This window comes from Rathayibacter sp. CAU 1779 (assembly GCF_054551755.1).
This window is the reverse complement of record NZ_JBTOLK010000001.1, coordinates 424,217-437,398: the sequence shown is the minus strand read 5'-3', so window position 1 is coordinate 437,398 and position 13,182 is coordinate 424,217. Positions and strand designations below refer to the sequence as shown.

Below are 13,182 nucleotides of genomic sequence, written 5' to 3'. Positions count from 1 at the left end.
GATGATCATGAGTCGGTCAGTATCACCAGCCCTTGATTCCCAGCTGCTGGGCCTGCGCCTTCACGTCCTGGTCGTACTGCTGGGCACCGACCTGAGCCGTCGTGGTACCCGAGCCGACACCGACGAGGATCGTCTCGAGGTTCGGTCCCTTGATGGGCGACTTGAACTCGAGCGCGGGGCTTGCCTGGTCATCGTCGATGTACTTCTGCACATCCTTGGTGAAGTCGGGAGCGTCGCTCGGAAGCTTGCAGGCGCTGGTGGCGTACGGCCCGGCCGCCGCTCCCGTCTGGTTCTGAATGGTGCAGCCATCCGAGGAGTTCGCGAAAGCGACGAAGTTCTTCGCGGCCTGCAGCTTGTCCCCTGTCGTCGTGCTGGGAATGTACAGCGCGTTGGGCTCCCACAGCGTCAACGACGTGTACTTCGCGTCGGGCGACGGGATGGCGAAAACACCGACGTCGTTCATGTTGTTCGGCTCGTTCTGCTGCACGGTCGCCATGGAGCTGGTGAGCATCGGATACTGCGCTGCCTTGCCCGTGGCAAGGGCGTCCATTGCTTGGGCGTTCGTCATCGAGGCGTAGTCCTTGTTGACGAGCCCGTCCGCAACGATCTCAGAGGTGTGCTGGAAACCCTCGAACGCGGGTGCGTTCACGTACTTCGCATCGCCCTTGTTGTTCGTGTAGTTGTCGGCCCAGTTCGGATCCTGCTTGTTGATGTTCGCGAAGTCCCCGAGCACGAGCAGCTGGCTCGTCCACGTGTCGCCGAACGACTGGAGGACCGGGGTCACGCTCGGATCGGCCGACTGGATCTTCTTGCTGTTGGCGATGAACTCGTCCCAGGTCGTAGGAACGGAGAGCCCGAGCTGTTGATAGATCTTCTTGTTGTAGAGGATTCCACCGGCCGACGATGTGCCGAGCGGGGCCCCGTACACCTTTCCGCCGGCGGTCACGACTTCTTTGAAGTTCTTGTCGAGGTCCTTCACCCAGCTCTGGTCGCTCAGGTCGGTCATCGTCGTCTTCGGGTTCAGTGCTTGGAACAGCGAGCCTGAGTTGTAGTGGAAGACGTCGCTCATGGTCTTGGTCGACAGCTTGGTCTTCATCAGGTTGTCGCCCTGGGTGCCGGCCGGCTGCGTGTTCAGCTTGACTGTGACCTCCGGGTACTTCTTCTCGAAGCCCGTGATCAGCGCCTTGGCTTGTGCGGTGTCGGCGGCGTCGTTCTGCGTGAGGAAGGTGATGGTCACCTTGCTTCCCGTGTTCGAGCCGGTGCTGCCGAATCCGCTGCACCCGGTCAGTGCGAGCGCAACGGCCGCGACGGACGCGGTGCTGACGAGAGCGCGCCGCAGGGGAGAGAACTTCATCCGGTTACCTCCTTGTATCGCGAGTGGTGCATTCCGCTCGCCACCGGGAATTCCTCGAATGGCAATTGAAACCATTCAATGTCTCGAACGATACGTCGCTGGAGAGGGAGGGTCAAGGAATTTATGGCAGGAATCGGTCACAACCGGATAAACCGGAATTGGTAAGCGCTTTCTCGGAGAGATTCCGCCCTGAATCGATTCACTGTGTGCATTTGCGGTCAGGTCAAGGGCAATGCGTCGACCGAAGTCGTCGTGCGCTCACGTGCCTCATGGACGAAGCTGCATGGCCGCGGAGAGCGAGCCATCACGTACCGGAGATGGCTCAGGGGCGGCCGGCAGCGCAATACCGCTCGTCGCCAGCGTCTCATTCCGCCGCCGGTGCGTCACGCCGTCCGCAGTTCGGCGCTGGCGACGACCGAGCCGGCCGAGAGCTGGCGGTCGCCGGCTCCGGGCAGCCGTAGAACGCCGTCCACGCCGTCCGGCAATTCGGCCTCCACCGTCAGCACTCCGTTGACGAGCTTCCAGTGCACGCTCACGCGACCGCGTGGAGTCTCCAGCGCCGTGTTCGCTTCGGTGAGCCCGCCACCGGGCTGTGGGGCGATGAGTACCGAGGCATAGCCAGGGGTCAAAGGTGCAATTCCGCCGACGACGCGATGCATCCAATCGGCGACTGCGCCGAGCGCGTAGTGATTGAAGCTCGTCATCTCCCCGGGATTGATGGTGCCGTCGGGGAGCATCGAATCCCATCGCTCCCACACGGTCGTGGCACCCATCGTCACGGGGTACAACCACGAGGGGCATTCACGCTCCAGCAGCAACCGGTACGCGGTGTCGACGTGCCCGGTCTTCGTGAGGGCGTCCGTGATGAACGGGGTCCCGGCGAATCCGGTCGAGATCCGATAGCCGGCCTGCTCGGCGAGCTCCGCGAGGCGCCGCCCTGCGAACGCCTCTTGCGCCGCATCCAGAAGTCCGAACACGATCGCCAACGAGTACACCGTCGTGCAATCGCTCTTCACCATGCCTTCGGCGCTGACGTATTCGTCGTTGAACGACCGGTGCAGCCCGGCCGCGATCGCGTCGAACTCGGCGTGATCGTCTTCGCGTCCGAGGATGGCCGCGACATCGCCGACGATCCGAGCCGACCGGTAGGCGGCTGCCGTGGCCACGACACCCTTGTCGGCTTTGGCGTGTGCCGGGTCCTCCGGAGGAGCATCCGGGTCGAGCCAGTCACCGAACTGGAAGTTGCCGTCCCACACGCCGGCGTCGGAAAGCAGGGATTTCACGCGGCGCACGTGGGACGCCATCGAGCTGAACTGCCGTTCTAGCGCCTCCGTGTCGCCGTATGCCTGGTACAGCGTCCATGGAACCCACACCGCGGCGTCGCTCCAGATGGCGGTAGAGCTGACCGGACCGAATTCGGTGGGTCGTTCGCGATCCGTGTACTTCAGAATGTCGGGGATCACGAATCCGACGATGCCGTCGTGGTGGCTCTGCTCGAGGTCCAGATCGACGAGCCAGTCCGAAAGGAACGAGTCGACGTCGAAGAGGAACGCTGCCGTCGGGGCAAAGGCCGCGATGTCGCCGGTCCAGCCGAGTCGCTCGTCCCGCTGGGGGCAGTCGGTGGGCACGTCGACGAAGTTGCCGCGCATGCCCCAGACGACGTTCTCATGGAACTTGTCGAGCAAGGGATCCGACGTGGTCATCGTGCCGATGCGCTTCAGCGCCGAACCGATCGCGACCGCGGTGACGTCGGACGGGTCGAACTCTCCCGGCCATCCGGTGATCTCGGCGTATCGGAAGCCGTGGAAGGTGAAGGTCGGCTCGAACTCGTCGTCTCCGCCGCTCAGGATGAACCTGTCGGTCGCCTGCGCGGTGCGAAGGGGGCGGGTGCCGAGTTCACCGTGCTCGAGCACCTCGGCGTGCCGCACTGTGATCTCCGTACCCGCTGGCCCCTTGATGCGCACCCGCAGCCAGCCCACGAGGTTCTGCCCGAAGTCGAGAACGGTCTTGCCGGACGGAGTGGTGACGATCTCGGATACCGGCAGCTCGTTCCAGCGCGTGACGTGCGGTCCGATGTACGGCGCGAGCGTCGCGGTGTCGAAGTCCACCGCGTGTACCCCCACCCAATCGTCGCCCGTGAAGCCCGACTGCAGCCAGTCTTCGTGTGCGCGACGGGCATCGATTGTCTCTCCGTCGTACAGGTCATTGGCGAGCACGGCGCTGGGGCCGCTGGTCCACTGATCGTCCGTGACCACCAGCTGGCGGTGTCCGTCGGAGAACTCGATCTCGAGCTGCGCCAGGGCAGCGACTTCCGAGCCGTAGAACCAGCCACGCCCGCTCCATCCGAGGCGACCGCCGAACCAACCCTTGCCAAGCGCGAGACCAAGGGTGGTACGGGCCTCGAGCAAGGGGGTCACATCATACGTCGCGTACCGCAGCCGCCATTCGTAGCTGCTCCATCCGGGTGTTAGAACGTCCTGCGACACTGGATGCCCGTTGATCCAGGCGTCGACCAGCCCTCGAGCCGTGAGATGGAGATTCGCGCGGGAGATCTCCCCGTGACCTTCGTCGAGATCGAATTCGGACCGGAGCAATGGTGCGCCGTCGAATGTGGAATCGGAGGCGATCATTTTCGCAAGCCACGTCATCGTGTTTTCGCTCTCCCTTGAAACGGTTCAATTGGGCCTTCTACCTGACGCTAAGAGCAGCGCCAATTGATGTCAAGGAATCATTTGCCACGATTCAATACGAACGCAGGTCAATACTGTCCGCTTCGACCGCGGGCCGATCACTGCAGGTCATCTCGCCGTGATCAGCGGCCGACTCCCGCGAACTGTCTCGTGCTCTCGACGGCGCGAGCGGGTGGTCCCGCTCGCGCTGACAAAGTTCTTCCCGCGGGATGCCAAGATCAAGGCGTGAATGCGCAGATGAGTGACCTCGCCAGAGACATCGACGCGGTGTGCCGACTTTCCGGCGAGTTCACCCTCAGAAGCGGATTGATCGCGACCGAGTACTTCGACAAATACAGGTTCGAGACCGATCCCGTGTTGCTGCGCCGGGTCGCCGAGGCGATGGTTCCGTTGCTGCCGCCGGATACCGAGGCGCTCGGCGGACTCGAACTCGGCGGAGTGCCCATTGCGACGATGGTCAGCTCCCTGACCGGCCTGCCGGCCCTGTTCGTACGCAAGGAGCCGAAGGCGTACGGCACGCGAAAGCTCGCTGAGGGCGGCGACGTCGAGGGCGTTCGCGTCACGTTGATCGAAGACGTGATCACCACGGGCGGCGCCGTGCGGAACGCAGCGCTCGCCCTCCGCGAGCTCGGCGCTCACGTGCACACCGTCGTCTGTGCGATCGACCGATCGGATGTCGGGCAGAACGTGCTCGAATCGGTCGGGGTGACCACGGCATCCGTCCTGACCAAACGGATGCTGGACGCGGCCCGCGAGTAGCGCGGCATCCCTTCGGTGACCCCGCTTCCGCTGGCCCTTCGTGCCGCATGGCTTGTGCACGGACGACAGTTGCGGACAGCGGAACGGGCCGGCGGCTGTTGATCCTCCGGCCCGTTCCACTCACCGGGATGACACCGATGTCGACGGTTACAGCGCGGCTCGCGTGCGTCCGCCGTCCGCGCTGAACGTGGCGTGCGCGTCGTGCGGCGCGCCTGCCGGCCGGCCGGTCTGGTTCGTCACCACCTCCACCACGACGTGGTCGTGCGCCCGGAGACGCTCGGCGACAGGGACCGAGAAGCGGCCCGGGTCGCGGCCCACGATGACGGCAGTCGACTTGCCGTCGACCGCGAACGAGTCGAGACGGATGTCCCTCGCCTCGCCGTCACCGAAGTTCTCGACCGTGAAACGCCAGCGCCTGGCGGATGCCGGACCGCTCACGTCGAGCACCTTCGCCTTGAGGCGAGCGGCGGCCGGGCGGTGATCCTCATCCGCTTCCAACACGATGGTGTCCCACCCGAGCCCGTTGCCGGCCGCGGTGCCTGCACCCTTCGTCAGGGTCACCGTGTTGGTGCCCTTCACCAGGAGCGAAGCCGGGAAGGAGAGCACTGCCGTGCGTGGATATCCGCTCCGGTCGGCCTGCCGCGCGATCGTCGAGTCGTTGTTCGCCGGCAGCGTGCCGACGATGCCGTCGGTCGTACCGTTGACGGCGATCACGGGCGGTGAGGACTGCTGCATCGAGGTGGCGACCGTGAGGTACGCCGTGCCGGATGGCACGCGATCGAGCGTGAACGTCACCGTCCAGACGCCCTCGTTCGTCTGCGCGTAGTACCAGTCCTCCGGCTCCCAGCTGGAGCCGATCGTGAAGTCGAGGTCCGCGGGGATCTGCGACGGCTTGGAGTAGTCGCGGGGATTCGCCCACGTCGACGGAACCGTCGCCAGCGCGAATTCCCCACCGGTGCGGTCGGCGGCGCCGATCTGCCACAGGTGCGTGCTGCGGCGCGTCGGCGACCACGTGATCGTTCCGAGGTTGGTTCGCGGACCGGACACCGTGATCCCTGTGCGCTTCAGCTGGTCCGTGATGGGTCCGCCGGCCGAGAACACGTAGAGCTGGTACGTTCCGGCATCCGTCGTCCCCGGCTTCCACGCCGGCGGGATGCCCGGCAGGCTGAACCGGCCGTCCGCGTCGGTCTTCACGAAATACGTCGGCTCGTGGATCGTGTACACGTCATCGACGTCCTGCGTGGAGAGCACCACCCAGAGATCGGATGCCGGTCGCCCGTCCGCGATGACCACTCGCCCGGACACCGTGCTGCGGCTCTGCGGGTAGAGGTCGTCCTTCACCCAGGACGAACCGGTGCGGTTCTCCGCGATCTCCGCGCGTGCGGTGGATGCGGCATCCGCGATGATGGCGTCGGGGTTCGACGCGTCGCCCGTGTTGATGAACGTGTACCAGGGGCCGTAGAGGCGGCGGTAGCCGGCGGTCAGGTCGTACGCAGGCAGGCCGTAGTGGTTCGCGCCGAAGTAGTTCAGGATGATCGCGTCCTGGTGGATGGCGAGGTCCTGATGCTGCGGCCCAACACCGTAGAACGCGCAGAGGGTGTCCTCCGTCACGCCGCCGAGCGGCGTGAACCACACGCCGAAGCCGTGTCCGTAGTGTCCGAACATCGGATTCTCGTGGTGGTAGAGGCTCCACTGGTACTTCGAGTAGACCGTGCCAGCCGGCAGGTTGCCCGAGTTGCTTTCCGGCGCGGGCAGGTCGGGATTGTTGACGCCGTCGATGCGCCAGGTCTCGTCCTGAACCTTCTCCTGCGTCGCGAGGTACGCGTAGGTGGGCTGCTGTCCGCTGCCGCGCTCCCAGTTGTACGCGTGGTCGAAGATGGACCGATCCCAGCGCGAGTTCAGGCGCACCTCGTTGATCTGCGTGTCCACCGCGGCGGTGAGGATGTCGTATCCGTACAGCCCGCGCCTGCCGCGCCGCATGATCACGTGGTGCTCGTGCTGCAGCTGGTCGCTCGCGTCGTCGATGATCGCGACATCGACCAGGTCGGCGCTGAGCCGGGCGACGTGGATGTGCGTGGCCGCCAGCCCCGCCTTCCCGCCCGAGGAGTCGACATAGTACGACTGCCCGGTGAGGTTGTGCGCGAGCTCGACGCCGTCCACCACGACGGACGAGATCGTGAGCGATGCGCCCGCCTTGGCGGGCGCATCGCCGGTCAGACCGTCGTTACGGGTGAAGGTGAACCGGGCGAGCCCGTTGTCGAACACGAGCGTGTCGACCTGTGTCGGGAACGCGTAGTCGCCGACGGCAGCCGGCTGCCCGTTGACGGTGACGGCGACCGGTGCACCCGATGCTCCGTGCGATCCGGCGGCCGTTGCGTGAGCCGGTGCTGCCGTCGCGAGCGTGATTCCGGCAGCTGCCGCGGCGGCTCCGCTCGAGAGCACGGCCCTGCGTGAGATTCCGTGGGGTTCTATCAACTCTGATACCTCTCCTGCATGGAAGGCGTGTGCCCAGGGGGCTGGAGCAACGCCGATGGTGAATCGTTTCAATCAAAGGCGCCTAGGGCGCCTCGTCTACGGGCGCGGACCGGGCCGCGGAGGACGGGATCCCTCGCGCTCCGGCCACGCTACCGAGCGGATCGGCGATGGCAGAAAGCGCTTTCCATCGACCTCGCCATAGTGTTCCAACGTTGCACTCACGGTGTCAAGACCCGCGGCGCACATCGCGTCCGGGTTCCGCCGGCGACGCCTCAGCCCGCCTCGGAGACCGTGACTGGCACCGGGCCGGTGCTGCGCCGGGCGACGACGAGGGGTCCGAATGTGAGGTTGGCGGCCGGCGACTTTCCGCCCAGCAGCGCCCAGAGGCGATCCCATGCCTGTGCGCCGAGCTCTTCGATCGGCACCGAGGCTGTCGTCAGCGGCGGTGTCGTGTAGGCGGCGAAGGGGATGTCGTCGAATCCGGTCACCGAGATGTCCTCCGGAACCCGCACCCCGCGTTCCGACAGCGCGCCGAGGAGCCCCATGCCGACGAGGTCGTTGAAGGCGAGGACTGCGGTCGCGCCGGAGTCCAGAACGGCGTCGGCGGCGCCGTATCCGCTGTCGAATCCGACGCCGCCCGGCAGCTCGTCGACGGTCGAGTCCGGATGCGCCGCCACGAACTCGTGGATCGCGGTGAGACGGGTGATGTTCGACTGGGCGGCGGACACACCCGAGACATAGGCGAAGTGCCGGTGTCCGAATCCGTACAAGTGGGAGAGCAGCTGCAGCATGCCCGACTTGTAGTCGGCGACGACGGAGGGTGCGAGTGCATCGGATGAGTTGCGATTGATCAGCACGGCCGGCGCGAGGTGCGGGAGCAGCTCATCCAGAGCCTCGGCGGGCATGCGAGGTGCGCAGAGCACGATGCCGTCGCAGCGCCTTCTGGCCTCGACGGCGAGCACCCGCTCCTCACCGACGTTCTCGAAGGAGTCGGCGACGAGCACGTGATAACCCTGATGCGAGGCCGCGGTGGTGAGTCCGCGGAGGGCTGCCTGGAACACCGGGTTCGCCAGGTCGGGGACGACGACGGCGATGGTCTGCGTCTTGCCGAGCACGAGGCTGCGTGCCAGCGGGCTCGCCGTGTAGTTGAGTGCCAGCGCCGCTTCGCGTACACGTTCGGCGAGCCCGGCGTCGACGGTCGTGCTGCCGTTCATCACCCGTGAGACGGTGGAGAGCGAGACGCCGGCGCGAGCGGCGACATCCGAGATCGTCGGGGACGTGGACGCTGACGATGATCGTCGTGCCATGCGAGCGTACCTGCCTTTCGTGCGCGGGCTTCCGGTGCACAGTCACGGTGCGCGCAGGCGGCGGGCGCTGCGGATCACACTATCGTGTACGCTAGCAGAAAGCGTTTTCTCACGCACTTGGAACGACCGTTTTCTCCCACGCATCGACGCGGGGACAGAGAGAGGAATGACCGTGCCGCAACGCACGCGTTACGCCATCGTGGGCACCGGCTCGCGAGCTGAGATGTACATCGACGCGATCACGGGAGCTCACGCGGATGTCGCGGAGCTCGTCGCGATCCTCGACCTCAACCCTGGCCGCATGGAGCACTACGCGGCGCGTATCGCAGAGCGGGCTCCGGATGCCGGGGCTCCGGTGCAACGGCATCCCGACGACCTCGAGGCTGTCATCCGTGACGAGCGCATCGATCGCGTGATCGTGACGTCGCCCGACTTCACGCACGCCCGATACGTGTCCCGCTCGCTGCGCGCCGGTGCGAATGTCGTCGTCGAGAAGCCGCTCACCATCGACGAAGAGGGCAGCGGGCAGATCGTCGAGGCGGTCGAGGAGACCGGCGGCGAGGTCGTGATGACCTTCAACTACCGCTACGCGCCGCGCAACACGGAATTCAAGCGCGTGATCGCATCCGGTGCCATCGGCAAGCCGCTGTCCGTGCACTTCGAGTGGGTGCTCGACACGTCGCACGGCGCCGACTACTTCCGTCGCTGGCACCGCCAGAAGACCAACTCCGGCGGGCTGCTCATCCACAAGGCCTCGCACCACTTCGACCTCGTCAACTGGTGGATCTCCGACGTGCCGTCGCGGGTCTTCGCATCCGGCGGGCTGCGCTTCTATGGGCGCGACAACTGGGAGGCTCGCGGGGGCGGATCGCGTCCCGAGCGCGGCACGGGTGCGTCGGCCGACGATCCGTTCGCGCTCGACCTGCGTCGCGACGAGCGCCTGCGCGAGCTGTACCTGAGCAACGAGGGTCACGACGGATATCGCCGCGACCAGGACGTCTTCGACCAGGGCATCACCATCGAGGACAACCTCTCGCTCGTCGTCGACTACGCCGGCGGCGCCAGCATGAGCTACTCCCTCAACGCGCACAGCCCGTGGGAGGGGTACCGCATCGCGGTCAACGGCACGGAGGGCCGCGTCGAGCTCGACGTCGTGGAACGCGGCGACGTGAGCCTGGATGCGGAGGGTCGCATCGTGGATCCGTCCGCCGTGGTCGACGACTCGCGTGCGAACACGCTGCGTCCGCGCAGTGAGCGGATCCTGCTGCAGCGGCACTGGGAGACCCCGCGGGAGATCGAGATCCCGGTGGGCGAAGGCGGACACGGCGGTGGCGACACCATCCTGCTGCGCGACGTGTTCGTGGGCCGTGGTGAGGACGACCTGGGCCGCGCGGCGGACTATCTGGACGGCATCCGCGCCATCGCTGTGGGCATTTCGGGCAACAAGTCGCTGGCGACGGGCCTGCCGGTGAAGGTCGACGAGCTCGACCTCGGCCTGCAGCTCGCCGGCGGCGTCGGCGGGGCATCGGAGTCCGTTCGATGAGCCGCATCCTCGTCACCGGCAGCTCGGGCCGCCTCGGCCGCAGCGTGGTCGACGTGCTCGGCGGGCTCGGCCACGAGGTCATCGAGGTCGATCTCGCGGTGCCGGCATCCCACGGCGCAGACGGTGCAGAGCGGATCGCGGCCGATCTGACCGACCCGGCAGCGGCATCCGCCGTGATCGGGAACGCACGAGCGGATGCCGTGATCCACCTCGCCGCGATCGCCGTGCCGTTCAGCGCGCCCGAGCAGCTCATCCTGCGCACTAACGCCGCGCTCGCGTACAACGTTATGCAGGCGGCGGTCGACGCCGGTGTGCGGAAGATCGTGACGGCATCCAGCCCGACCGTTTTCGGATACGGATCGCCTGCCGGCTGGGCACCTGAGCGACTGCCCCTGGACGAGGACGTCGAGCCGCGTCCGTGGAACGCGTACGCGCTGTCGAAGCTGGTCGCCGAGCGGACGATGCAGATGTTCGCGGCGCAGAAGGGCGACGATGTGCGGCTCGCGGCGTTCCGTCCGTGCTACGTGATCGCGCCGGAGGAATGGCTCGGCGCGCCGACGCAGCAGGGGCACACGGTGCAGGAGCGGCTGGACGATCCGGCGCTGTCGGCACCTGCGCTGTTCAATTACGTGGACGCCCGCGATGTCGGGTACTTCCTCGACACGTTGCTCGGCGGCCTGGACGAGGTTCCGAACGCGCAAACGTTCATCGTCGGCGCCGCGGACGCGCTCGCGCGCCGTCCGCTCGCCGAACTGATGCCGCGGTACTGGCCGGCGGCGGCCGAGGCCTCCCGTGATCTCACCGGCACCACCCCGGCGTTCTCGATCGACAAGGCCCGTCGCCTGCTCGGCTGGGAGCCCCAGCACGACTGGCGCAGCGAGCTCGAGCGGCAGCAGGTCGCGGATACGGCCGGCTGAGCGTCTGGAAGCCGATCCCGCGCCGCTGGTTGAGCTCGTCGAAACCAGTCGTGACGTTGGTTTCGACAGGCTCAACCAGCGGGATCCGACTGACCAGCGGGGATCCGACTAAGGAGTGAAATGAAGTTCGACGGAGTTCTGTTCTTTCCCGTGACCGCGTACGCGGCCGACGGCTCGGTGGATGCCGGGCTCACGGCCGAGCACGTGGCATCCCGTCTGCCGCACGGGCCCGGCGGCGTGTTCCCGGCGTGCGGCACCGGTGAGTTCCACGCGCTGAGCGCATCCGAGGTGGGCGAGGTCGTGAAGGCCACGGTCGACGTGGTGAACGGCGCGGTTCCGGTCGTCGCCGGCGCCGGTGGTCCGCTCGGGCACGCGATCGAGTGTGCGAAACGCGCTGCGGATGCCGGCGCAGACGCCCTGCTCGTCCTGCCTCCGTACCTCGTCGCCGGCCCGATGTCGGGGACTGTCGCCTATGTCGAGGCGCTGCTGGCGGCATCCGATCTGCCCGTCATCGTCTACCACCGCGGAGCGGCGCACCTCGACGAAGATGCCGCCACGCGTCTCGCGCAGAACCCGCGCGTTATCGGCTTCAAGGACGGCGTCGGCGACCTGGGCGTCGCCCAGCAGCTCGTACGTGCTGTGGCCGCCACCGGACGCGATGACATGGCGTTCTTCAACGGATTGCCCACGGCCGAGCTCACCCAGCAGGCCTACCGGGCGATCGGGGTTCCGCTGTACTCGTCCGCCGCGTTCGCCATGGCGCCGCGCGTGGCGAAGGCGTTCTACGAGGCGTACGTGTCGGGCGACGACGCGCGGCGCATCGAGATCCTCGATGCGTTCTATCTGCCGCTCGTGCGCCTTCGCGACCAGACGCCAGGCTTCGCCGTCTCCCTCGTCAAGGCGGGTGTGCGTCTGGACGGGCTCGCTGTCGGTGGCGTGCGGCCGCCGCTCGTTGATCCGACGGAGCGTCAGGTGGACGAGCTGAAGCGCATCCTCGCCGTGGGCGCGGAGCTGGTGGGCACCGCGGTATGAGCGCGGAAGCCGGCGCGCTAGGAGCCATCACCGCGCTGCGCACCCGAGCGATCGACGTGCCGCTGATCCGGCCGTGGGGCACCGACGTCACGGAGCATCACCTGATCGAGGTGCTCGTCGACGCGGAGTCCGGCGTCACCGGCCACGGCTTCAGCTGGACGCCGACCATCGGCGCGCACTCGGTTCGGGCCATGCTCGACCACGACATCCGCGACTTCGCCGTCGGACGGGATGCCGACCCGGTCGCGCTCTGGACCCCGCTCTGGGAGCGCCTGCACGAGGCTGGATCCGGCGGCGTCACGACGATCGCCATGGCAGGGCTGGACCTCGCGCTGTGGGATGCCGTTGGCCGGGCCGCGCAGAAGCCGGTCGCCGACCTGATCGGCGCGCGCCGCGCATCCGTCGGCGTGTACGGCAGCGGCGTGAACCGCCACTACCCGCTCGACGAGCTCGTCGCGCAGGCGCAGCGCTGGGCGGATGCCGGGTACTCGCTCGTGAAGCTCAAGGTCGGCGGGCACCCACTCGCTGAGGATGTGGATCGTGTCGCGGCGGTGCGCGAAACCATCGGCCCCGACGTCGATCTCGCCATCGACGCGAACCAGCTGTGGACGCTCGAGGAGGCGGAACGCGCGATCGGCGAGCTGGGCCGATTCGATCTGCGCTGGATCGAGGAGCCCCTGCGCGCCGACGACCTGCTCGGGCATGCTGCCCTGCGTTCGCGCATCGATGTGCCCGTCGCGCTCGGCGAGAATCTGCACACCGTGTACCGGTTCCGCGAGGCGATCGAGCTCGGGGCGGTGGACATCGTGCAGCCGAACGTGATCCGGGTGGGCGGCATCACGCCGTTCCTGGCGATCGCCGAGCTGGCGGAAGCCGCCGGTGTCCCGGTGTATCCGCACCTGCTGCCCGACCTCTCGGGACAGTTGTCGCTGACGCTGGCGACCGAGACGCCGATCGAAGACGTCGAGGATGCCTCGTTCGAGCGGCTGGGACTGCTCGCCGAGCCCGGTCCCATCGTCGTCGACGGCACCGTCGCGACACCGAGTGGACGTCCGGGGCTCGGCATCGTCCTGAGCTGACGGCGGGATCCTCCCAGCGTGGGTGT

Annotated in this window: 9 protein-coding genes; 5 read left to right on the top strand and 4 right to left on the bottom strand. The window is 67.1% G+C overall.

Annotation, left to right across the window (positions count from 1 at the left end; all coding sequences use genetic code 11):
- Positions 1-22 precede the first annotated feature (22 nt).
- Both ACX9R5_RS01885 and ACX9R5_RS01880 read right to left on the bottom strand, forming a co-directional pair.
- Entirely contained in the window at positions 23-1,354 is a 1,332-nt protein-coding gene (locus ACX9R5_RS01885; RefSeq protein ID WP_459407317.1) for an ABC transporter substrate-binding protein, read from the bottom strand.
- A 383-nt stretch (positions 1,355-1,737) separates the two neighbouring features.
- On the bottom strand, positions 1,738-3,984 hold the full coding sequence (locus tag ACX9R5_RS01880) for an alpha-L-rhamnosidase (protein WP_459407316.1): 2,247 nt from the start codon (positions 3,982-3,984) through the stop codon (positions 1,738-1,740).
- Between the two features lie 297 nt (positions 3,985-4,281).
- On the opposite strand from ACX9R5_RS01880, the gene pyrE reads away from it, so the two are divergent.
- Positions 4,282-4,803, top strand: a complete 522-nt coding sequence (pyrE, locus tag ACX9R5_RS01875; RefSeq protein ID WP_459407315.1) for an orotate phosphoribosyltransferase — start codon at positions 4,282-4,284, stop codon at positions 4,801-4,803.
- Between the two features lie 147 nt (positions 4,804-4,950).
- On the opposite strand, the gene ACX9R5_RS01870 is transcribed toward pyrE, so the two are convergent.
- Positions 4,951-7,278: a polysaccharide lyase family 4 protein gene (locus tag ACX9R5_RS01870; protein WP_459407314.1), complete on the bottom strand. Its 2,328-nt coding sequence runs from the start codon at positions 7,276-7,278 to the stop codon at positions 4,951-4,953.
- 272 nt (positions 7,279-7,550) lie between these two features.
- On the bottom strand, positions 7,551-8,585 hold the full coding sequence (locus ACX9R5_RS01865; protein ID WP_459407313.1) for a LacI family DNA-binding transcriptional regulator: 1,035 nt from the start codon (positions 8,583-8,585) through the stop codon (positions 7,551-7,553).
- 166 nt (positions 8,586-8,751) lie between these two features.
- Here ACX9R5_RS01865 and ACX9R5_RS01860 point away from each other — a divergent pair, with 166 nt between their 5' ends.
- The 4 genes from ACX9R5_RS01860 to ACX9R5_RS01845 all read left to right on the top strand — a co-directional run bounded on the left by ACX9R5_RS01860 (position 8,752) and on the right by ACX9R5_RS01845 (position 13,156).
- Positions 8,752-10,128 (top strand): Gfo/Idh/MocA family oxidoreductase, encoded by a 1,377-nt coding sequence (locus ACX9R5_RS01860; RefSeq protein WP_459407312.1) that lies wholly within the window; start codon positions 8,752-8,754, stop codon positions 10,126-10,128.
- A complete protein-coding gene (locus ACX9R5_RS01855) occupies positions 10,125-11,045 on the top strand; it encodes an NAD-dependent epimerase/dehydratase family protein (protein ID WP_459407311.1) in 921 nt (306 codons plus the stop codon). Before ACX9R5_RS01860 ends, ACX9R5_RS01855 begins: the two co-directional genes overlap by 4 nt.
- A gap of 120 nt (positions 11,046-11,165) precedes the next feature.
- On the top strand, positions 11,166-12,077 hold the full coding sequence (locus tag ACX9R5_RS01850; RefSeq protein WP_459407310.1) for a 5-dehydro-4-deoxyglucarate dehydratase: 912 nt from the start codon (positions 11,166-11,168) through the stop codon (positions 12,075-12,077).
- Positions 12,074-13,156 carry a mandelate racemase/muconate lactonizing enzyme family protein gene (locus ACX9R5_RS01845; RefSeq protein ID WP_459407309.1) on the top strand — a complete coding sequence of 361 codons (1,083 nt, stop codon included), beginning with the start codon at positions 12,074-12,076 and terminating at the stop codon, positions 13,154-13,156. The genes ACX9R5_RS01850 and ACX9R5_RS01845 overlap by 4 nt, the downstream gene beginning before the upstream one ends.
- The last annotated feature ends 26 nt before the right edge of the window (positions 13,157-13,182 follow it).